Annotated in this window: 20 protein-coding genes and 1 pseudogene; 10 read left to right on the top strand and 11 right to left on the bottom strand. The window is 41.2% G+C overall.

Annotation, left to right across the window (positions count from 1 at the left end):
* Nucleotides 1–1038 (bottom strand): N-acetyl-gamma-glutamyl-phosphate reductase, encoded by a 1038-nt coding sequence (argC, locus tag ABC374_RS04725; protein WP_413016237.1) that lies wholly within the window; start codon nucleotides 1036–1038, stop codon nucleotides 1–3.
* A 233-nt stretch (nucleotides 1039–1271) separates the two neighbouring features.
* Here argC and ABC374_RS04720 point away from each other — a divergent pair, with 233 nt between their 5' ends.
* Nucleotides 1272–1961, top strand: coding sequence for a Crp/Fnr family transcriptional regulator (locus tag ABC374_RS04720; RefSeq protein ID WP_413016235.1), 690 nt, complete (start codon nucleotides 1272–1274; stop codon nucleotides 1959–1961).
* A 238-nt stretch (nucleotides 1962–2199) separates the two neighbouring features.
* On the opposite strand, the gene moaA is transcribed toward ABC374_RS04720, so the two are convergent.
* From moaA to ABC374_RS04705, 3 genes are all read right to left on the bottom strand, one after another.
* Nucleotides 2200–3213, bottom strand: a complete 1014-nt coding sequence (gene moaA / locus ABC374_RS04715; protein ID WP_413016233.1) for a GTP 3',8-cyclase MoaA — start codon at nucleotides 3211–3213, stop codon at nucleotides 2200–2202.
* A 107-nt stretch (nucleotides 3214–3320) separates the two neighbouring features.
* A complete protein-coding gene (locus ABC374_RS04710) occupies nucleotides 3321–3629 on the bottom strand; it encodes a metal-sulfur cluster assembly factor (RefSeq protein WP_133348747.1) in 309 nt (102 codons plus the stop codon).
* Between the two features lie 95 nt (nucleotides 3630–3724).
* Nucleotides 3725–4513 (bottom strand): alpha/beta fold hydrolase, encoded by a 789-nt coding sequence (locus ABC374_RS04705; protein ID WP_413016231.1) that lies wholly within the window; start codon nucleotides 4511–4513, stop codon nucleotides 3725–3727.
* Between the two features lie 241 nt (nucleotides 4514–4754).
* Between ABC374_RS04705 and ABC374_RS04700 the strand changes: the two genes are divergently transcribed.
* The 3 genes from ABC374_RS04700 to ABC374_RS04690 all read left to right on the top strand — a co-directional run bounded on the left by ABC374_RS04700 (nucleotide 4755) and on the right by ABC374_RS04690 (nucleotide 6017).
* On the top strand, nucleotides 4755–5570 hold the full coding sequence (locus ABC374_RS04700) for a Cof-type HAD-IIB family hydrolase (RefSeq protein WP_241590635.1): 816 nt from the start codon (nucleotides 4755–4757) through the stop codon (nucleotides 5568–5570).
* A 103-nt stretch (nucleotides 5571–5673) separates the two neighbouring features.
* Nucleotides 5674–5826, top strand: a complete 153-nt coding sequence (locus ABC374_RS04695; protein ID WP_164468789.1) for a hypothetical protein — start codon at nucleotides 5674–5676, stop codon at nucleotides 5824–5826.
* Nucleotides 5826–6017 carry a DUF3813 domain-containing protein gene (locus ABC374_RS04690; RefSeq protein ID WP_137017169.1) on the top strand — a complete coding sequence of 64 codons (192 nt, stop codon included), beginning with the start codon at nucleotides 5826–5828 and terminating at the stop codon, nucleotides 6015–6017. Before ABC374_RS04695 ends, ABC374_RS04690 begins: the two co-directional genes overlap by 1 nt.
* 47 nt (nucleotides 6018–6064) lie before the next feature.
* Here ABC374_RS04690 and ABC374_RS04685 read toward each other — a convergent pair.
* Together ABC374_RS04685 and ABC374_RS04680 are read right to left on the bottom strand one after the other, a co-directional pair.
* Nucleotides 6065–6313: pseudogene (locus ABC374_RS04685) on the bottom strand (KGG domain-containing protein); the annotation flags it as partial.
* Between the two features lie 136 nt (nucleotides 6314–6449).
* Nucleotides 6450–7292 (bottom strand): YitT family protein, encoded by an 843-nt coding sequence (locus ABC374_RS04680; RefSeq protein ID WP_137017165.1) that lies wholly within the window; start codon nucleotides 7290–7292, stop codon nucleotides 6450–6452.
* Nucleotides 7293–7448: 156 nt separating this feature from the next.
* Here ABC374_RS04680 and ABC374_RS04675 point away from each other — a divergent pair, with 156 nt between their 5' ends.
* The 5 genes from ABC374_RS04675 to ABC374_RS04655 all read left to right on the top strand — a co-directional run bounded on the left by ABC374_RS04675 (nucleotide 7449) and on the right by ABC374_RS04655 (nucleotide 11124).
* The gene (locus ABC374_RS04675) at nucleotides 7449–8315 is read left to right on the top strand and encodes a DegV family protein (RefSeq protein WP_350301719.1); all 867 of its coding nucleotides are present in this window, start codon (nucleotides 7449–7451) and stop codon (nucleotides 8313–8315) included.
* Nucleotides 8316–8383: 68 nt separating this feature from the next.
* Complete coding sequence (locus ABC374_RS04670) at nucleotides 8384–8515, top strand: DUF3941 domain-containing protein (protein WP_082196697.1); 132 nt, start codon at nucleotides 8384–8386, stop codon at nucleotides 8513–8515.
* A 103-nt stretch (nucleotides 8516–8618) separates the two neighbouring features.
* Nucleotides 8619–9110: a YajQ family cyclic di-GMP-binding protein gene (locus ABC374_RS04665; RefSeq protein WP_063232211.1), complete on the top strand. Its 492-nt coding sequence runs from the start codon at nucleotides 8619–8621 to the stop codon at nucleotides 9108–9110.
* Between the two features lie 239 nt (nucleotides 9111–9349).
* Nucleotides 9350–10225, top strand: coding sequence for an SDR family oxidoreductase (locus tag ABC374_RS04660; protein WP_048686877.1), 876 nt, complete (start codon nucleotides 9350–9352; stop codon nucleotides 10223–10225).
* A 119-nt stretch (nucleotides 10226–10344) separates the two neighbouring features.
* The gene (locus ABC374_RS04655; protein WP_413020269.1) at nucleotides 10345–11124 is read left to right on the top strand and encodes an MBL fold metallo-hydrolase; all 780 of its coding nucleotides are present in this window, start codon (nucleotides 10345–10347) and stop codon (nucleotides 11122–11124) included.
* 36 nt (nucleotides 11125–11160) lie between these two features.
* Here ABC374_RS04655 and ABC374_RS04650 read toward each other — a convergent pair whose 3' ends face one another.
* The 4 genes from ABC374_RS04650 to ABC374_RS04635 all read right to left on the bottom strand — a co-directional run bounded on the left by ABC374_RS04650 (nucleotide 11161) and on the right by ABC374_RS04635 (nucleotide 17207).
* Nucleotides 11161–12210: a LacI family DNA-binding transcriptional regulator gene (locus tag ABC374_RS04650; protein WP_350301716.1), complete on the bottom strand. Its 1050-nt coding sequence runs from the start codon at nucleotides 12208–12210 to the stop codon at nucleotides 11161–11163.
* 331 nt (nucleotides 12211–12541) lie between these two features.
* Nucleotides 12542–14191, bottom strand: a complete 1650-nt coding sequence (locus ABC374_RS04645) for a glycoside hydrolase family 13 protein (protein ID WP_413016227.1) — start codon at nucleotides 14189–14191, stop codon at nucleotides 12542–12544.
* Between the two features lie 79 nt (nucleotides 14192–14270).
* Nucleotides 14271–15806, bottom strand: coding sequence for an alpha-amylase family glycosyl hydrolase (locus ABC374_RS04640; protein WP_350301714.1), 1536 nt, complete (start codon nucleotides 15804–15806; stop codon nucleotides 14271–14273).
* 150 nt (nucleotides 15807–15956) lie between these two features.
* Nucleotides 15957–17207 (bottom strand): sugar ABC transporter substrate-binding protein, encoded by a 1251-nt coding sequence (locus ABC374_RS04635; RefSeq protein ID WP_413016224.1) that lies wholly within the window; start codon nucleotides 17205–17207, stop codon nucleotides 15957–15959.
* Between the two features lie 364 nt (nucleotides 17208–17571).
* Here ABC374_RS04635 and ABC374_RS04630 point away from each other — a divergent pair, with 364 nt between their 5' ends.
* Nucleotides 17572–19323 (top strand): glycoside hydrolase family 13 protein, encoded by a 1752-nt coding sequence (locus ABC374_RS04630; RefSeq protein WP_413016222.1) that lies wholly within the window; start codon nucleotides 17572–17574, stop codon nucleotides 19321–19323.
* A 47-nt stretch (nucleotides 19324–19370) separates the two neighbouring features.
* Here ABC374_RS04630 and asnB read toward each other — a convergent pair whose 3' ends face one another.
* Complete coding sequence (gene asnB, locus ABC374_RS04625; RefSeq protein ID WP_413016220.1) at nucleotides 19371–21218, bottom strand: asparagine synthase (glutamine-hydrolyzing); 1848 nt, start codon at nucleotides 21216–21218, stop codon at nucleotides 19371–19373.
* Nucleotides 21219–21300: the final 82 nt, after the last annotated feature.

Below are 21300 nucleotides of genomic sequence, written 5' to 3'. Positions count from 1 at the left end.
TTACGGATATAGCGGACTGTTCCATAGTCCTGCCGTTTCTTCTAGTCCCATTAATATATTTGCATTTTGAATGGCCTGCCCTGCAGCACCCTTCACTAAATTATCAATTACTGAAACCACCGTTACCTTACCTGTCCTTTCATCATAATCGACGCCAATGTCGCAAAAGTTCGATCCATATACCTGTTTCGTGGATGGAAAGCGATCAAGGGGCTGTACCCGGACAAATGGGTGGTTCTCGTATACGGTTTCGTATAAATCCTTTAATTCAACATTTGAGGTTTTCCGATTTACCTTAATATACATCGTTGCCATAATCCCTCTCGTCATTGGAACAAGATGTGTATTAAAGGTAATAGGCTGTAAACCTGATGACCATCTCCCAAGCTGTTGTTCGATTTCCGGTATGTGTTGATGTTGATTTACCTTATATATCTTAAAGTTCTCATTCATTTCACTATAATGGGTAACTGCCGAAAGTGATTTACCCGCCCCTGAAACCCCGGATTTTGCATCGATGGTCACATCGGCAGCCGCTCCCGCCAATCCTTCAGTGAATAAAGGGGCAAGACCTAATAGTGAAGCGGTTGGGTAGCACCCAGGATTTGCAATAATCGTCGCTGTTTTTATTGCTTCGGCATTCCATTCAGCCAATCCGTATACGGCCTCTTCAATAATATGCTGAGGCGCAGCCGGCTTTTTATACCAGTGCTCGTATTCACCTGGAGTTTGAAGCCTGAGGTCTCCTGATAGGTCGATCGCTTTAATGTCAAGGTCAGAAAATTCCGAAATCAATTGCGAGGAAACACCGGAAGGAGTTGCAAGAAATACAATATCGGATTTTTTTGCAATTGCTTCCGGATCAATTTTTTCTAATGTATCTTTCATATGCATTAAATGTGCATTATCTTCATATAAACTTCGACCAAATTGGGATGAAGTATGCAATGATTTTATTTTAAATTGCGGATGATTATTCAAAAATCTTATTAGTTCCATACCTCCATAACCCGTTGCACCTACTATTGATACGTTCATAAAACCATCTCCTATAATTTTCAGGTCCCTGCCATTCTTTGATTCTATTATTATATGACTGAATAAAAATAAAATCAAATGTATTTTTATAAAATTTAAAACATAAATTTTACATGAAAAATTATCCACCAAAAATCCTAGAATTATCCAAACTTGTTGACTACTAGGTTTTTTTCCGTTTAAATCAAAGGTAGTAATCGAGTAATGACGCTATCTGAAAGGTGGTCATATGCATGAATGAATTATCGTTATCTAATCGGATGCATGCAATTTTACATAATAAACAACAAGTTAAACATATGGAAAAAGGACGCTACCTTTTTCAGGAGAGCACCCCAGCAAGTGATTTGTATTACATTATTAAAGGGAAAGTGGAAGTGAGCAAGGTTGTTCCCGACGGTCGGGAATTAACTATACGCATTAGTTCAGAGAATGATTTGGTTGGGGAAACCGTCTTGTTTTCTCAAAATCCTAAATATATGATGAATGCAAAAATGATGGAAGATGGAACTGTTGCGGTTATCTCCAAAGAAGCATTAGAAGAAAAAATCGCCTCAGATAGCCATCTTGCAGTCGAGATGATGACATGGTTATCCGCTCAAAACCGTAAAAATCAGGCTAAATTCCGCGATATGCTCCTGCACGGTAAGAAAGGTGCATTTTACTCCACCCTCATCCGTTTATCAAATAGCTATGGCACTGAAGCAGAAGTCGGTAAAGTTATCAATCTTCCCTTTACAAACCAAGAACTCGCCAATTTTTGCGGCACATCCCGCGAGGTGGTCAATCGAATGCTTGCTCAATTAAGGAAAAACAATGTCATCTCCATTAAAAAGGGACGCATTACGATTCTTGACTTTGATTATTTGAAACAGGAAATCGACTGTGAAAACTGTCCAATAGAAATCTGTACCATCGATTGAATCCCTCCCATAAAAAGCAGCAATACATAATGCCTTCCTGATCTTAAAATGATTGGAGCTTATTTCAGGCTAAATCCATCCCTAGGACCATTGAATTATTTTCATTGCCTTGTGTCCTATATAAAAATGCATAAAAAAAGTATAAAAATCGAATTCGTCCATGACTGACATCAGTTCCTGACAAACAAAAAAGGGATGGCATAGCTGCCATCCCTTAATTTTCACTCATTCGGACGGATTACCCGCCAATGAATGACATTTCGATTTTTTCCTGTTTCTTCACCGTTCCCGCTGCCCGCTCATCCGAATAGCGGTCGTCCCTACGGTTCCAAAGTGATATGATGAACCCGGTCAATTCTTCATCTGTCATGTCGGAACGGAGCAATGACTTCAAGTCATGTCCCTTTCCATTAAACAGGCATGTATATAAACTTCCATTAGCAGAAAGACGTGCACGTGTACAACTTGAACAAAAAGACTCGGAAACCGAGGTTATGAAGCCCACTTCTGCATTAGTGCCCTTATAACGGAAGCGTTTTGCCACCTCTCCAAAATAATCTTCTTCAACCGGTTCAAGATCGAATTCGGTTTGGAGCATCGCAAGCAGTTCTTTTTTCGTAATGACATTCTTCAACTGCCAGCCATTTGTATGTCCGACATCCATGAATTCTATATAGCGTAATTGAATGCCCTCATCTTTACAAAATCGGGCCATTGGCAGGATTTGGGATTCATTGGTTTCGTTTTTCACAACCATATTCACTTTAACGCCAAGCCCTGCTTCCTTGGCAGCAGCGATGCCTTCAATAACTGGCTTTATGCCGATATCCCTGCCGTTCATCTTCTTGAAAAGTTCATCATCGAGGCTGTCCAAGCTGATATTCACCCTCTGCAAACCAGCTTCCCTCAAATTCACGGCATGCTTTTTCAAGAAGACACCATTCGTGGTCAATCCAATATCTTCAATACCTTCAATTTTAACGAGATTTGAAATCAGAGTGGTAAGATCCCTCCGGAGTAATGGTTCCCCGCCAGTCAACCTTAGTTTTTTTACCCCTAAGCCTGCGAATATTTTAGAAAGCCTTACAATTTCCTCATAAGATAATAGCTCACTTTTAGGCAGAAACTGAAAATTCTCATGAAAAATTTCAGCAGGCATGCAATACTGGCAGCGAAAGTTACAGCGATCTATGACTGAAATCCTTAAATCCCTCAGTGGCCTGACCAATGAATCTTTAATTTGACTGTTCAATTAACCACTCCTAGCCGAAAGTATTAGAAAAAAACCAGACCATAAAAAGTGGCTCCTTGAATGGATTCACTTTTTTTGACTGGCTTTACATTTCTATTAGAAAGTTATTATTTGATTCCTAATGCAATTTTAGCATATCTGGACATTTTGTCTTTCGTCCATGGCGGACTCCAGACAATCTTCACATCCGTTTCCTTGACCTCAGGGATATCTTCCAGAACCAATTTAACTTGATCGACGATCGTCCCAGCCATCGGACAGCCCATTGCTGTCAATGTCATCGTCACCGTAGTCAGACCTTCCTCATCCATATCCACATCATATACCAAGCCTAAATTAACGATATCTATACCAAGCTCAGGGTCAATGACCTGCTCCAAAGCTCCAAAAATAATGTCTTTTGTATCTTGATCCACTTCGATCACTCCTTTTATGGATAATCTCTTCGTTTTAGATTATCGGTTTCATCATTATGTCCGTATAAGCATCATAACAGATTTTGTGTAAGTACTTAAGCATTTTGCACAGCTGACAGTAAATGTTTCGCGAACCAGTCTGCTGTCTTAAGCACTCCTTCTCTACTGACCTTATGTCCAGCCTTAGGGTCAAGGATAAAATCAATTTTTTCATCTGCCTCATCATACCCTGCTTTGACCCCTTCATAAAAACGGTATGCATGTTGATAAGGAACAACCGGATCTTTGGCACCATGCCAAAAAAGAAGCGGACGGTTGGAAAGCTTATCCTGATTAAGACTCAAATCAAATGGCTTGAGCTGTTCAATCACCTTGGCAACTTCCTCATCAGTAGCTGGGAAATTACCTTTCCTTTTCTTAATCTCCGCCATTTGGAGCTCTGCATACGCGACATATGATGGGTTACCCATTAAACTGACTCCGGCGGAAATCCATTCATAAGCAGCCAGGGCCCCATTAGTCACTATTCCCCCCATGGAGGTACCTGCTACGCCAATTCTGTCGGGATCAATTAATTTTCGGGATAATAAATCATCCTTCAGCAAAGGTAAATCCTGGATTGTCTGTAAAACCATTTCCCAAAAACGGGGAATCATTTGAGAATCACTTAAACCGGCTTCCCTTTCCCCATGATGAATCACATCAGGTAGAAGCACACGAAACCCCTTTTCAGCCAATAAATAAGCATAGTGCAGATTGTGTTCTTTTGCACTTTGAAAACCATGTATAAAAATAATAAGCGGCAATTCCTGTTTGAAAGTGGTTTCTTCACCTAGGTGCAATACAGGAATATGTCCAATTAGTTCTTTTTCAATTATTATCAAGTTAACCCCTCCGAATAATTTGTTCCGGTCTTTCCAATACCATTTCCAATACCATTATCAAAATGGCATGGAATCCATCATTTCATTCCTTTAAACCTGAGCTTCGCTTTAATTATCATAATCCTGGATATAGTAATATCATACAGGAATGCATAAAGAATGAAAAAGATTTACATTTACTTTAAAATAGGCTTAACAATATTCGCATATAATGAAATCAAAAAGAACAGAAGGTGTGTACATGGCTGAGAAACATTTGATCGTATTGGATCTTGATGGTACCTTACTTACAGATAACAAAACAATTTCTTCAAGGACTAAGAAAACACTCCTGAAACTAAAAGAAGATGGACACGAAATTATGATCGCCACCGGGCGTCCCTTTCGCTCAAGTGAACTTTATTACCGGGAATTGGGGTTGACTACACCAATCGTTAATTTCAATGGCGCTTTCGTCCATCACCCATTACATACAAATTGGGGGGTATACCACTCTCCACTGGATATAAATGTTGCGAAAGATATTGTCGAAGCGTGTGATCAGTTTAAATATCACAACATCATCGCAGAAGTCCGGGATGAAGTTTATGTCCATTATCATGATGAAAAATTGATGAACATGTTCAATGTAGGAAATCCGATCATGAAGACAGGTGACTTGCGCAATTACCTTCAGGATTCCCCAACTTCGATGCTAATTCACACAGATAGTGAATTCGTAGGACAGATTCGCCAGCATCTATCCGATGTTCATGCAGAATTGGTCGATCATCGCCGCTGGGCAGAGCCTTTTCATATCATCGAAATAATAAAAAGCGGGTTAAGTAAAGCCGTAGGGCTAAAACGTGTATCCAACTATCTGGAAATTCCTCAAAACAGGATAATCGCTTTCGGTGATGAAGATAATGATTTGGAAATGCTCGAATACGCGGGAACCGGGGTGGCCATGGGAAATGCAATCTCACCAGTAAAAACGGTAGCAAATACAACTACATTGACAAATGAAGAAGATGGTATAGCCGTCTTCCTCGAAGAAAAATTCAATATAAAAGCCTAATACGTCATTTTTTACCTTCATAATATCGACCTTTCAAGCCAAACTAATATGGACAACATATCAATTCCGTTGTCAACAACGCTCAGAATCGGAGGAGATAAGAATGGGTAAAAGCAGTAAATCTAAACGATTTGTACAGCAGGGCAAAGAAAGTGTTGCCAGGCATGCCGAAAAAATCCCTTATCACACTACGTTTGAAGAGGCTGAAAAGGACAGGTTAAGAATTATGTCTGAACAAAGCTATGGTGGCTTCTAATGGGAAACAAATTATTCCAGAAGGCTAGGGAATTTGTTGAAGAAGCTCTCCACTCTGAGCATGACGGTGACCAGCAAAAGACAGAGGAAATCGCTAAAAACGCTCTTTCATCAGCCTTTGCCAATACGACCGAGGCCGAAAAAGAACAACTGCGGGAACTCCAGGAAGAGCTGGAAAACCACTCTAAATAAAGTGAAAGCCTCCAGATTTCCTGGAGGCTTTCGCTTTGTTTTCATCAATTGTTATTTCGTGCCTTACCGCCTTTTTCACCGATTTCTTTATAAAAGTCTTTACCATGGGAATCAGCAGTGGCTTCTCCGCCCTTTTGTCCAATTTCTTGATAGAATTCCTTATCATGATTATCCGATGTGGCTTCTCCGCCCTTTTGCCCAATTTCCCGGTAAAAATCCTTGTCGTGATTTTTAGAAGTGGCTTCCCCGCCTTTACGGCCCGCTTCCTGTCTGCTCATTTTTTCGTCGTTAGCCATTTTCATCACTCCTTCATAAGATTTTAAATTGGCGCTACATTATAAGAATTAGCCGTTTTGTATAGGCAATAAACTTAAAACGCCCAAATACTTCCTTTTGTAATAGAAGTGTAATGGCCTTGATTTTTTGTTAATATCATTCCCTGCGGAAAGTTCCAACAATGCCTGACGTTTCTATGATGTTTGTGAAAGCGTGTGGATCCACTTCCTTGATGATCCGTTCAAGGTCATACAGTTCATACCTTGTAATGACAATCAACAACATTTCCTTAGTTTCGTTGGTGAACGCCCCTTTTGCGGGAACCCTTGTAATTCCGCGAACTAACTTAGCATGGATTGCCTGTTTAAGTTCTTCGCTTTTCTTTGTAATGATCATGGCCGTAAGCTTTTCATGACGCGTATGTATCGCGTCCACGACACGGGTCGATGTATAAAGGGTAACAAGTGTATACAAAGCTTTTTCCGGCCCATAAACAGCACCTGCCGTTACAATGATCACGCCATTCAGCAGAAATAAATAAGTACCTACAGGTTTATCTTTCTTCCGTGAAAGAAGCATGGCGATAATATCCATTCCTCCAGTCGATGCACCGTATTTCAATGTGATCCCCACACCTACTGCAGCAATGACCCCGCCAAATACCGCATTCAATAATATGTCAGGTGACCAGCGTGTAATCGGAATGATTTCCATAAAGAAGGACATCAAGGCAACACTGAGGAAACTATAAAAAGTGAAAGACTTTCCAACCTTTCGCCAAGCAATGATCGTTACTGGAATGTTCAATAAAAGCAATAGAATACCTGTCGATACATTAAAAGGAGCAAAAGAACCAATCATCCTCGATAGAAGCTGGGCCACTCCCGTAAAGCCGCTTGCATATACGTTTGCCGGTATTAGAAAAAAGTTCATTGCGATGGCATTAAGCAATGCTCCGACCACAACTATGATAATTTTCTTCATTTCACCACTGTACATCCTAAAAACCTCCATTTCACCCTTATTCTATTATCTTTTTACCCTTAATTATTTATTCTATTTACGTAGAGATTGAATTTTTACCGTTACGTGCTACACTAAAAAGTAGAGTGACCACTCATTTTCTAAAAATTGTAAAAAGAAAGCAGGTGTATTATGGCTATCACAATTCTTGCAGATAGTGCATGTGATTTGCCGTTGTCTTTCTATAAGGAAAACAATGTTTCATTAATCCCTTTACAAGTCCATCTTGACGGGGAAAATTATGAAGATTTACTTACTATTAATTCTCACGAAGTCTATCAGGCGATGCTGGAAGGAAAAGCCCCGAAAACATCGCAAGCTTCCCCAGAATACTTTATAGAACTTTTCACACAGTTTGCCAAGGAGAAAAAACAAGGGATATATATTGCCTTTTCCTCTGAGTTATCAGGAACATATCAAACGGCAGTGATGATCCTTAATCAGGTGAAGGAAGAGTACCCTGACCTTGACATTGAAATCGTCAATACGAAATGTGCTTCGATGGGCGTCGGTTTAATTGTAAAGAAAGCAGCCGATCTGGCAGCAAACGGTGCCACTAAAGAAGAAATCCTGGCTGCCATCGAATTCCAAACGCGTCATATGGAGCATCTATTCACTGTAGATAACCTAGAATACCTGGCCCGTGGCGGCCGCATCTCCAAGACATCTGCCCTTGTTGGCGGTTTATTAAACATTAAACCGTTATTGCATGTTGAAGATGGAAAGCTTGTTCCGCTTGAAAAGATACGCGGCAAAAAGAAATTGATTAAACGTGTAATCGAATTAATGCACGATAGAGGCAAAAACTTAACAACCCAAACGATTGCCATCAGTCATGGTGATGATGAAGCAACGGCCCTGGAATGGAAGGAAGCCATCCAAAATGAATTCGGGACAACCGACTTCATGATCCATACAATTGGTTCCGTCATCGGTGCACATGCCGGTCCTGGCACAATTGCCCTCTTCTTCTTAAACGATACCCCTGAGAAATCATAAACATACATACTCCCTTCCATAATTGTGAACAATATATATTGATCAGATAATGGAAGGGAGTTTTCACTATGTCCAAAACAACCGATGACAATAAAAGGCCAAAAGATAACCAAGCGAGAAATGCTGAAAAAAATATCGCTTATCAGGAAAACCTTACTGCAGGTAAGCACTCCTATTCGAAGAAAACGGACCATAAATGAAGCGCGGGGCTTGTCCCCTCGCTTTTTTAATATCGTTTATATAGTTGTCTTCCTATCACACTTTCTCTATAATAAAGGAAATAAACCCTGCTGGAGGTAAGTGATGGCAAAGGAAAATTCATTTGATATTGTTTCGAAAGTAGACTTTTCAGAGGTAACGAATGCAGTTACCATGGCTATGAAGGAAATACAGACTCGCTATGATTTTAAAGGGAGCATAAGCAGCATCACCATTGAAAAAGAAGACCTGGTTCTAGTATCCGACGATGAATATAAGCTCGAACAGCTGAAGGATGTTCTCATCAGTAAGCTCATTAAACGTGACGTACCCGTCAAGAACCTGGATTATGGCAAATTAGAAGGAGCTTCTGGCGGAACCGTTCGCCAACGGGCCAAGTTAATTCAAGGCATCGATAAGGAGCAAGCAAAAAAAATCAATACAATCATTAAAAATAGCGGTCTTAAAGTGAAAAGCCAAATCCAGGATGATCAAATCCGGGTTACCGGTAAGAACCGGGATGATTTACAAGGAATCATCTCCGCAATCCGGGGCGCTGATCTGTCCATTGATGTACAATTCCTAAATTACCGCTAAGTATGAAGGCTTCACCTGCTTTGGGTGGGTCTTTTTTTATTTATTGCAACTGCCTCCATCAACTTCATCCCCCCTTTTCTTCAAATGAATCGCCTTCATGGAACATGGAAAGACTAGTCATGTTCCCTTGGAGTTAAAACATTAAACAAGACTTACTTTGGGCATTTTTTCCATGTTTTCTTTTTCCTAAAAGAAGGAATAGAAAAAGAGTAGATAATTAAATGGGAGGCGTTTATATCTTGACTACTCAAAACCAAAATCAGAACAAACAAGGATTTCCACCTCAACATCAGCAGCATCAACCTGGATTGGAAACAAAAATGGAACCGAACCCTGATTCAGTTAAAGCTGCCTACAAAGGAAGCGGCAAATTAAAAGGTAAAACGGCAATCATAACAGGAGGAGACAGCGGAATCGGTAAATCAGTTGCCATTTACTACGCTAAAGAAGGAGCGAATGTGACAGTTGCATACTTGGATGAACATGAGGATGCCAAAGCGACAAAAGAATTGATTGAAAAAGAAGGCCAGAAATGTTTACTCATTTCCGGTGATATCGGTGATGAAGCCTTCTGCCAGGAAGTCGTCAAAAAAACGGTTGATGAATTTGGCGGTTTAGACATTCTAGTCAACAACGCCGGAGAACAGCATGTGCAGACAAGTATCCTGGACATTTCAGCTGAACAATTGGAAAAAACGTTCCGCACGAATATTTTTTCGATGTTCCACTTAACTAAAGCTGCATTGAAGCACCTTAAAAAAGGAAGCAGCATCATTAATACAACCTCTATCACAGCCTATCAGGGCAACCCAAAACTAATCGATTACTCTTCAACAAAAGGTGCAATACTTGCATTTACAAGAGCCCTGTCGAACTCCATTTCAAAAGATGGCATCAGAGTGAACGGTGTGGCTCCAGGCCCGATCTGGACACCGCTGATTCCTGCCTCATTCGGTGAAGAGGATGTTGCCAAATTCGGACAGGATACTCCAATGGGCCGTGCAGGGCAGCCAGAGGAATTGGCACCAGCCTATGTATATTTGGCAAGTGATGATTCATCCTATGTCAGCGGACAAGTCATCCATGTAAACGGCGGGACCGTTGTAAACGGATAAGCCTTCCCTTTCCAAAAGCAGTGGATTTCACAAATCCGCTGCTTTTACTCTTTCAAGCAGGATATTTCCGGTTAACGCGGAATATATGAATGAGAGGAGTGGAGTCATTTTTGAAAAATATTGTAGATCCATGGTTCACCGTTCAGGAATTGGACTCAAAAACGTTTTCAATCAGTGAATATGGTCATTGGGAGAAAGTTCATTCCTTTTTATTACTTGGGGAGACCCGGGCTGCGTTAATCGACACAGGTTTAGGCATCGATTCGATTAAGCGGATTACAGACCAGCTTACCGATCTTCCGATTATCGTCCTGACCACACACGTTCATGCGGATCATATTGGCGGTCACGGTGATTATGATACCATTTATGTTCATGGTGATGATGCCAATTGGCTGATCAACGGCATTGAAGGTTTGTCCTTGGAACAAATAAGAAAGAACATTGCACGGGATATCACTATACCCATACCCGAATCATTCGACCCTTTTACATACAAGCCATATCAGGGTTACCCTGATAGGCTCTTATCGGATGGTGACACGATTGATCTGGGCAACCGCAGTTTAGGCATTTATCATACACCAGGGCATTCACCTGGCCACATTTCAATTTTGGATAATGAAACAGGTTATTTATTCACTGGCGACCTGCTTTATTCAGATACTCCCGTTTATGCATTTTATCCCTCGACAAGCCCTGAAGACCTTGTGAATTCGTTAGAAAAAATCGCAAAGATCAAGGCAGTCTCCAAAATCTATGGCGGACACAACCAACTCGGCCTCGAACCAAAGATCCTCGAAGAAGTCCTTGCAGCCATTCAATATCTTAAAGAAAATAAATTAGTCAGGCACGGAACGGGTGTACATGCATTCAAAAGTTTCAGCGTTCATTTCTAGCAAAAAAAAGGCATTGCTCTTGCAATGCCCTTTTCGTCAATAAGTCATGGCCATTGCACCTTGCTTGATCGATCTCGATCTGCAGGAATGCCTTTCCACGAAATGATGTGGAATGATGGTCCCGGCAGGAGCATCCCCAGTCTGCAGCATGTCAATGATGCCCTTAGCGGCCTGATATCCCAAATCAAAAATATTAATATCTACGGAAGTCAGGGCCGGTAATGACAGTTCAGAGAAAAGAACGTTATTGAAGCTGACGATTGACATTTCTTCAGGAGTGCGCACGCCCATCTCGCGAAGTGAATGCACGATGCCAAGTGCCATGAGATCATCACTGACCACCAAAGCGGTAGGTGGTTCATCGATGGATAGTAACCTTTTTGCAGCGGCTTGTCCCCCTTCATGCAAAAAATCTTCATGCAGGGTATATTCCCTCCTTCGATCGATTCCAGCCCTCTCCAATGCCCGTTCATATCCTGATAAGCGATCAAGGGTCATCACAAGGGTTACATCACCTCCGATGAATCCAATCCTTTCATGTCCTAGCTGTATGAGGTAATCCGTTGCCTGTTCGGCTGCCAAGACATTATCATTATCAACATATGTTATCTCCTCGATGTAATCATAGGGCTTCCCAATGATTACAAATGGAAAAGCCCTTTCTCTCAAATAGGTCAGAATGTGATCGTTCATCCTTGAATACATCAGGATTATTCCATCCACCATCCCCCCCTGCACCATATTCACTACTCCTTCGTAGATTTCATCTTCGGTTTTTCCCGTGCTTAGCAACAGGGAATAGTGGTTTTCCTGGGCTCCCTCACTTAGACCCTGGAGGATCGTCGGAAAAAAGGGATTTTGATAATAATCATTTGACGAACTTGGCATTACCAAACCAATGATCCTGGTCGATTGATTGGCAAGACTACGTGCAATGAAGTTTGGATGGTATCCTAATTTAGTCATCGCCTTACGTACCCGTACCTTTGTTTTTTCACTTATCCGAGGATTGTTTGCAATCACTCGAGAAACTGTTGAAGGAGCAACATTCGCTAGCTGTGCCACATCTTTTATTGTGATGGCCATGCATTTCCCCTCTCCCCTCTTAGCCTTTATTGACTTCATTTTTAAAAAAGGTGAATACCAATAAACACTTCTTTAATATTTGTTTTATATTTATACATTTTGTATGTATTCATAATACACTCAGTTCAATAGTTATATCCATACTTTTTTTAATGTTTGTTCAATTTTTCAGAAAATACTCACTTTTCCGTTTTTTTCATCTATGTTTTAAAATCCAAAAAGAAGCTGATGTATGATCAGCTTCCTGAAAAACGACAGGTGTATTGGAAAATAAGAAGTCAGACGACTAACTACATAGGTTTTAAGCTAATTCCAATCAAGTTCATAGCAATCAATAACGATAAATCCTCGTTTCATATGGACGTAAATCAATAAGGGACACCTCAGGGCAATCGTCATAATTAGCTAGTAAAAGTTCCATTTTCCCCCAATAAGAAAGGTCGATTTGATGGTGATTCACACTAAAGTTACATACTACCATGACTGAATTATCATTCATGTTTCTTGTATAAATATAAAGTTCAGGGTGATCTTCCCATAACAATTCATATTCCCCATAAACGAGGACCTGATGTTTTTTTCGAAGTTCAATCATCTTTTTATAAAAATGATAAATGGATGACGGGTCATTTTTCTGCTGTTCTACATTAATGGCGCGATAATTTGGATTAACCCTCATCCAAGGTGTTCCATGGGTGAATCCGCCATTTTCAATATCGTTCCATTGCATCGGTGTTCTTGAATTATCACGGCCGCTATGCCATATAATGTTCATGATTTCATCATGAGGACGACCTTTCGAGGTCTCTATCCGGTAAAAGTTTTTCATTCCGACATCATCATAATCATCAATCGAATCAAATTGGACATTCGTCATGCCAATTTCCTGACCTTGATAAATAAAAGGTGTCCCTTGCATGAAAAAGTATAGGGCCCCAATCATTTTTGCGCTTTCCAACCAATATTGATGATCATTTCCCCAGGTGGATACACTTCTCGGCTGGTCATGATTTTCAAAAAACAAAGCATTCCATCCTTTGTTTTTCAGCCCCTTTTGCCATTTGGTCATCGTTCGCTTTAACCCTTGAACATCAACATCGTGATTCTGTCCCCTATTCCAAAGCCCAAGATGTTCAAACTGAAAGATCATATTGAACTTCCCATTCGATTCCCCGACCCATTCTTCCGCCTGCTCAATCCTGACGCCATTGGCCTCACCGACCGTCATGATATCATACTTAGAGAAAGTCTCTTCTTTCAACTCCTGAAGGTAATCCAGAATCCCGTCCTGATTAGTATGCATTTCAAACGCAGGTACATATTGATGCCAATAAGGATTGGGCATATCCGGAAGGCCTTCACGCTTATGAATATGCGTGATCGCATCAATCCGGAAGCCATCGATTCCCTTATCGAGCCACCAATTGACCATTTCATATAATGCCTTTCGCACATCAGTATTTTTCCAGTTTAAGTCTGGCTGCTTTTCGGCAAATAAATGTAAATAGTATTGATTGGTCCTTTCATCGAATTTCCAGGCACTTCCGGAAAAGATGCTTTCCCAATTATTGGGCTCACGGCCGTCCTGCCCATCCCTCCATATATACCAATCCCGTTTCGGATTATCGCGGGAAGAACGTGACTCGACGAACCAGGGGTGCTCATCACTTGTATGATTCAAAACAAGATCGAGTATCACCTTCATCCCACGTCCGTGAACATCTTTCAATAACAGATCAATATCTTCGATTGAACCGAATTCATCGGAAACTGCTTGATAATCACTAATATCATAGCCATTATCCGCATTGGGCGATTTATAAAATGGACAAATCCAAATAACATCTATCCCCAAATCCTGCAGGTAGTCAAGCTTAGATATCAATCCTTTTATATCCCCGATTCCATCACCATTACTATCCATGAAACTGCGCGGGTATATTTGATAGCAAACCGATTCTTTCCACCAGGTCTTATTCATGCTGTAACCTCCCGATCCTGTTTTCCACAAAGCCTTAGGGACAATGTTTGGCGGCTACCGACAATCGAGAGGCATATGATTATTTTGGTTGGTTCCGTTTTGAACGCTTAATAACCAAAGCAATGAATATACCAAAAATAAGAAGAACCAATCCTATAACTAACAGGTAAGGAATATTAATAATCGACTTAGGTGACAGCGTGTAGACTTCTGTCGTCTCCCTGTCGATTACGATAGAGTAACTGTTGTCCTTACTGCGGACCAGATCCCCATTCAGCATACCTCTCAACTCTTTATTGCTTTCAAGTTCCTTATCAGTAAGGTTTATCGTTTGAGTTTCAGTCGTATTGTTCATGGCGACGACAATCGTTTCTTCACCATATACACGCTTGAATACCGAAGCTCCTCCTTTTTCATATAAAAGCTCCATATCCCCTTTTTTCAATGCTGGGTACATGTCTCTGAGGTCAGAAAGCTTTGTTATATATTCCACCAATTCCTGTTCTGTCTTAAAATTCATCAACTTATGATTATCCGGGGCAATATCGCCGTTTAAGGCAATTTCCGATCCATAAAATACGATTGGCACCCCTGGCATCGTATATAGATACGACAGCGCCATTCTCCATCTGGAACCTGGATTTTCGTTATGGTCGGCTGCATCCTTTGTAAACCGGGGCATCCCCTCCGTATCCATGAACAAAGCCTGATGGGCATTGCCCCCTAATTCATCTTCGCTTTTCGCAAACGCATCAAAAACAGGTTTCAATTCTTTATCGGGGGCAGCAAATGCTTCCCGTAGCTCTGAATTTTGCGGATAAGCCATAAAAGCATCGATACCCGTCTCCTTGTAGCTTGAAATCAATTCGGCATCACCTTGTACATCGCCGATTGTATAGAAATTTGATTTTTCAGATTTAACTGCATCCACAAATTCCTTCCAAAAATCCTTCGCTACATATTGGACTTTATTTATACGGTATCCATCAATATCGGTTTCCGTTATCCACCATTTGGCAGCATCCAGTAAATATTTTCTTGTTTCCTCATTATCTTGATTCAAATCGGGAAGACCATCGACCCAGCCTGTTTCCAAATCCGTTTGGCTGCCGTCCTTGGAAATCTTTTTTTCTTCATGGAACCAACCTTGTTTTTGGGGATCGGTCAGCCAAGTGGAGTCAGGACCCACATTATTTGCTTGAAAATCAATGATCACCTTCATATCGCGTTTATGTGCCTCATACACGAGTTTTTTAAACTCTTTCATTGTCCCATAGTGTTTATCCGTTTTATAAAAATCGGCCACCCAATCGCCATGATAGCCATTTTCATCATTTGCGAAAATCGGTGAAAGGATGATAGCGGTATAACCCATATCTTTTAAATAATTAAGTTTCTTCGTGACACCTTCGAAATCCCCGCCATTAAACGCGGAAGGGTCATTCACGTTCGCATCTCCATTATTTTGAGTATTTCCATCGAAAAATCTGTCGACCAATAATGAATATACGATTTCATCCTTCCAAGTTCGTTGTTCTTTTTCAGCTGCTCCTACTGGAATGGCGTAAAAAAGAAGCAACGGAATTAAAGCGAGTGATAACACTCTTTTTCTCATATCCGCTCTCCTCCTAGCTATCTCTTTACGCCTTTAAGATTAGCCTTTTGACCCCTTAACGTCAAATCCAATTTATAAAAAACTTTACACTAAAGGGACAAATTGGGGATACTGGTTATGGTTTCTGAATCGGAAAAGAGCAGAACATGATTAACGTTCTTTTTTTATCGTCTTGACCGCTTTATCCAAAGCCCTTTTTGGTTTTGCTTTTTGAGTGGTCATTTCATCCATGGCTGAATTCATCGGTCCCCATACCTTATTCATTTCCGGAATATTCGGTACTGGTTCAGCGTATTGTAATTGTATGCTTAAGGCTTGTGCCCTTTCATTTTCATTGATTGCGGCATTGTGTTTGATTGATTTATTCGGAGGGATTTCCCCTGTTAAATCATAACGCTGCATTGCATTATCATCATTAGTCAAATATTCAACTAACTTCGTAGACCAATAAGGATGTTTTGTGAATGCTGTTACATGCCAGCCTTCGATTTCCATGAACGTTTTCATTGGCTGGCCATTGGGTAATTCAGGCATGGGGGCAATTCCTATATCCTTCCGCTCGGTAAATGAGTTCCCGTCACTCATGATAGATGCCAAATTCCCTTGTATGAACAACTTTTCGATCGCTGCCTTGTCGCCTTTTGGAATCAAACCCGCCCTATACCATTTTTGGATGTATGCAGCCCCTTTTATGGCACCCTTATTATTCAAACCAATGTCGGAAGGGTCTAGTTTTCCATTCTTATCTTTAAATATATAACCTCCCATTCCAGCGATCACTCCATACGAATCATGGAAATCATTCCATTTGGCGTAGTAACCATGAACGTTACCCTTTCTTAATTCCTTCGCCATTTTATAAAGGTCATTCATCGTCTCAGGTGCCTTAGTCATCAATTTTTTATTATAAAAGAAAACGGATGTGTTTACGGATTTCGGCAATCCAAATACCTTATCTTGATACATTTCCCCCCTAATTGAAGGTTCAATGAAGGCATTCAATACCTCATCTTTCACCTTCACTTCCTGAATTAAGCCTTCCTTCACGATTTGCCCGACTCTTTCATGAGAAAAAGTTACGACATCCGGGGCCTTTCCGTTTCCGATTGGCCCATCACGACGAAGCCGCTCATACATCTCGGTAGCCATTTCAAGCTCTTCATGCTCAACCTTGATTCCATATTCTTTTTCAAAAGCTTCAATCACCGGCTTTAGGGCCTCCGCTCTACCTTTTTCCTCCCAAATGATCAATTTTTCCGGCTTCGCTTCATTACTGGCTTCGTCTTCTTTTTTCTTATTTTCTTTCACTGCTTCATTTTCCAAATCTGAACTGGAACCACAAGCACTTACACTAACAATCAAAAACATGGACATGAACAAATGAAAAATCAGCTTCTTCACTTTGATTCTCCTTTTTAAAATGTTTATTCTATCATGTCCAAAAGCACCAAATAATACTGTTTTTTCAGTTCAGTACTTCAAATAAAGCGACTTAATGAAAGCGGTGCCAAAGCTATTGTTATCATTATATGAACGGCTTTGGTTTTTACAACATTTTCCTTGGCGTATTTATTTCCTTGTAGTGATGAACACTTTTTGTTATTTTTTAGTTAATAAGTGCTTCTTTTAATTGAAATAGGGTATATAACCATATTGAAAAAACACTTAACCTGGCTAGTGCAGCTTCATAGAGATCTCCCTCATAAACAGCTGGAAGTTTCCTTTTTCACATCCTCAAATACTTATAGAATTGGAGTGGTTTAAAATGGAATTTTCATCCATACACCATAGACCTAATGACAATTACGGCTATCCCATCAACACTGAAACCCTACATATCCGACTACGTACGAAAAAACAAGATATCTCCTCAGTTGGATTGATTTTTGGTGATCCATACATATCAGATAATGGTCAATGGCAGTCCGAAGAGCTTCCCATGAGTTTGTCAGGCAGCGATAACCGTTATGATTATTGGCATATTTATGTGATGCCTCCCTACCGAAGAATTCGTTATGGGTTCAAGGTAACCTCAGAAGATGAAAGTGCTTTTTACACGGAAAAAGGCTTCTTTAAAGAAGCCCCCCGAGATCCCGGATGCTATTTCGCGATTCCCTATCTGCACCAAAATGAAGTTTTCGGGGCACCGGAATGGGTCAAGGATACAATTTGGTACCAAATTTTCCCTGAACGTTTTGCGAACGGAAACCCCGACAACGATCCGGAAGGTGTGAAACCCTGGGGAAGTGAAGACCCGGCGGTGGATAATTTTTTTGGCGGGGACTTTGAAGGAATCATTGAACATTTGGATTACCTAGAGAATCTCGGCATCAACGGAATCTATTTCACGCCAATCTTCCATGCTTACTCCAATCATAAATACGATACGATTGATTATCGGAGTATCGATCCGCAATTCGGAACGAAGGAAACATTGAAAACGCTCATAACCGAATGTCACAAACGGAATATCCGGGTCATGCTGGATGCCGTTTTTAACCATAGCGGCTACTATTTCCCCCCTTTTCAGGATCTGCTCGAAAAAGGAGAGAAATCGAAATATAAGGATTGGTTCCACCCACATAGCTTCCCACTTAAGGGAGGGGAAAGGCCCAATTATGAAACATTCGGTTTTTTTGAATCGATGCCAAAATTGAATACGGCAAATCCGGAGGTGAAAGAATATCTGCTCGAAGTCTCGGCTTATTGGATCAAGGAGTTCGATATAGACGCCTGGCGGCTCGATGTGGCAAATGAAGTCGATCAGCCATTCTGGCGTGAATTTCGAACAACGGTGAAAAATATAAAGCCTGACCTTTATGTTCTTGGGGAAATTTGGCATGACTCAATGCCATGGCTTCGCGGCGATCAGTTCGATGCCGTCATGAATTACCCTTTCACCAACCAAGTTTTTCGCCTGATCGCCTCACAAACCATCAATGCACGCGAGTTCACAGAAGAAATGACAGCCATCTATCACAGTTATCCGACCAATGTTTTTGATGTGACATTCAATCTTCTTGGAAGCCATGATACACCGCGGATTTTCACGGATTGCGGGGAAGATCTAGCTCGAGCCAAGCTCATCCACGCAATCCTGCTGACATTCAATGGCAGCCCTTGTATATACTATGGCGATGAAATCGGCTTAACCGGTGGCATGGATCCAGGGTGCCGAAAATGCATGGTCTGGGAAGAGGAAAAACAAAACACCGAGCTGCTCAATGAAATTAAGGCATTGATCTCCTTGCGAAAAGAAGAAAGATTACTTGCCAATGACGGGGAGTTCAAATTCCTTGATACAGCCGGAAACGAAAATATCGTGGCCTACCAAAAGTATAATGAAAAACGTTCTGTCGTGATCCTCATCAATCCGACGGATGTCCAGCAAACATTTACCCTCCCTTTGGATTTGGAAGGACGTACACTAACGGATTTAAGAACAAAAGAAACCACACAAGTTGGCAAATTTGAATTGAGCGGTTATCAATATAAAATTCTCGCAATCAATCATTGAGGCAATGAAAAAAACGGGGCAATGAAAATCATTCGCCCCGTTTTTTTTCATTCGATTATTTGGATATCATATTTTTTGAACCATACATGGGTTTGTGCCAAGTGAGCGAGCAGCTGTGGACCTGACATCAATTGCCCGAACCACGGCACTTTAAAAGCGGCACCCTTGGAATCTACTATATCGGTTAGCTTTTGCTTATCGAAAAACTCATGCAGGACCGAATTTTTATCCATCAGTAAGTCTTTCAACCACGCCTGCACACGGTCTGTATATATAGGGTTATGGGTTTTTGGATATGGACTTTTTTTACGATACAATACTTCATCCGGTAACAGCCCCTCCAAAGCCTTCCTTAGAATACCCTTTTCACGGTTGCCTTCCATTTTCATTTCCCAAGGAATGTTCCATCCATATTCAACAAGGCGATGATCCGCAAATGGCACGCGCACCTCTAAACTTGCACCCATACTCATCCGGTCCTTCCGGTCAAGGAGAGTCGTCATGAACCATAATAAATTCACATAGAAAAGCTCTCTCCGCTTTGCCGCTACACCGCTTTCCCCTTCCAATTTAGGCGTTTCGGCAAGGGTGGTCAAATAAGCTTCCTGCGCATATTCCTCAAGCCTCAATTTCTCGCGCCATCCCTTTTTCAATAAAGATACCCGCTCATCCGTAGATCTCATCCATGGAAAACCAGCACGATTCAAATCATCTTCACGATGAAACCATGGGTAACCGCCAAAAATTTCGTCCGCACATTCACCGGACAAGCCTACAACAAAATCCCGCTTGATTTCCTTACAAAACCAAAGTAAGGAAGAATCGACATCCGCCATGCCTGGGAGGTCCCTTACAAGGACAGCTTCCGTTAAATAATTTGTCAACTGCTCTTGAGAGATGATCGATGAATGGTGAACCGTGTTAAAACTATCCGACATCTTTTTAATCCAATACCCATCAGAGTTAGGCTGAAAATCATTTGCTTCAAAATAGCGCTCATTATCCTCATAATCAATGGAATACGTATGAAGCGGCCCTTTCCCTTCTTTTTGATAGGCGTTTGCAGCAATGGCCGTTATTGCGCTTGAGTCAAGCCCTCCTGATAAGAAGGTACAAAGCGGAACATCTGATACAAGTTGCCGTGTCACTGCATCTTCGACAAGGAAGCGAACCTTCTCGGCCGTCTCATCAAGCGTATCCCGGTGTTCTTCGCTTTTCACATTCCAATATCTCCAAATCCGGAGGCCTTTCCTTGATAAGGTAAGCGCATGGGCAGGCCTTAATTCCTGGATATTATGAAATACGCCTGAACCTGGCTTTCGGGATGGACCAACACCAAAAACCTCAGACAGCCCTTCGCGGTCAATCTCCGTTTTAACATCCGGATGGGCCAGAATCGCCTTCAGCTCCGATCCGAAAATGAACCCGCCGTCCCTTTCCGCATAAAAGAATGGTTTTACCCCCATGCGATCTCTTCCAACGAATAATTTCTGTTCCTTTTCATCCCAAATCGCAAACGCAAAAATCCCATTGAACAAGTCAATGCATTTTTCTTTCCATTCTATATAAGAAGTTAGCAAAACTTCTGTATCAGAATGACCGCTAAAGGAATATCCTTTTAATAATAGCTGTTTACGAATATCCTCGGTGTTATATAGCTCACCATTATAACAAAGCGTATATCTGCCGTTTTCGTGATTTTTCGTCATCGGCTGTTTTCCGCCTTCCGCATCGACAACCGTTAACCGTTTATGACCAAAGGCAACATGGGCTTCGCTCCAAACATTTTCTTCGTCTGGTCCCCGCTTTGCCAACGTTTTTGTCATGTTTTCCAGCGTTTTCGTTTTTGTCCGTAAATCTTTTTGAAAATGCACCCAGCCTGTTATCCCACACATTTTACACTTCATCCTTTCTATCCGGACTATCAAAAATATATTGGCTCCCTGTCTTAAAAAGATTTACAGCCCCTAAGTATCG

Origin of the sequence: Peribacillus phoenicis (genome assembly GCF_047238085.1) — a bacterium.
Lineage (GTDB): Bacteria > Bacillota > Bacilli > Bacillales > DSM-1321 > Peribacillus.
The sequence above is the reverse complement of the archived record's forward strand: the minus strand, read 5'-3'. Positions and strand labels throughout refer to the sequence as shown.

Bases quoted from the DNA above. Each gene is read 5' to 3' on its own strand.
- ABC374_RS04640 (WP_350301714.1), bottom strand. From the start codon at position 15,806: ATGAGAAAAAGAGTGTTATCACTCGCTTTAATTCCGTTGCTTCTTTTT.
- asnB (WP_413016220.1), bottom strand. From the start codon at position 21,218: ATGTGTGGGATAACAGGCTGGGTGCATTTTCAAAAAGATTTACGGACA.
- ABC374_RS04675 (WP_350301719.1), top strand. From the start codon at position 7,449: ATGGCTATCACAATTCTTGCAGATAGTGCATGTGATTTGCCGTTGTCT.
- ABC374_RS04690 (WP_137017169.1), top strand. From the start codon at position 5,826: ATGGGAAACAAATTATTCCAGAAGGCTAGGGAATTTGTTGAAGAAGCT.
- ABC374_RS04720 (WP_413016235.1), top strand. From the start codon at position 1,272: ATGAATGAATTATCGTTATCTAATCGGATGCATGCAATTTTACATAAT.
- ABC374_RS04630 (WP_413016222.1), top strand. From the start codon at position 17,572: ATGGAATTTTCATCCATACACCATAGACCTAATGACAATTACGGCTAT.
- argC (WP_413016237.1), bottom strand. From the start codon at position 1,038: ATGAACGTATCAATAGTAGGTGCAACGGGTTATGGAGGTATGGAACTA.
- ABC374_RS04670 (WP_082196697.1), top strand. From the start codon at position 8,384: ATGTCCAAAACAACCGATGACAATAAAAGGCCAAAAGATAACCAAGCG.
- ABC374_RS04665 (WP_063232211.1), top strand. From the start codon at position 8,619: ATGGCAAAGGAAAATTCATTTGATATTGTTTCGAAAGTAGACTTTTCA.
- ABC374_RS04680 (WP_137017165.1), bottom strand. From the start codon at position 7,292: ATGTACAGTGGTGAAATGAAGAAAATTATCATAGTTGTGGTCGGAGCA.
- ABC374_RS04700 (WP_241590635.1), top strand. From the start codon at position 4,755: ATGGCTGAGAAACATTTGATCGTATTGGATCTTGATGGTACCTTACTT.
- ABC374_RS04650 (WP_350301716.1), bottom strand. From the start codon at position 12,210: ATGGCCATCACAATAAAAGATGTGGCACAGCTAGCGAATGTTGCTCCT.
- ABC374_RS04695 (WP_164468789.1), top strand. From the start codon at position 5,674: ATGGGTAAAAGCAGTAAATCTAAACGATTTGTACAGCAGGGCAAAGAA.
- ABC374_RS04645 (WP_413016227.1), bottom strand. From the start codon at position 14,191: ATGAATAAGACCTGGTGGAAAGAATCGGTTTGCTATCAAATATACCCG.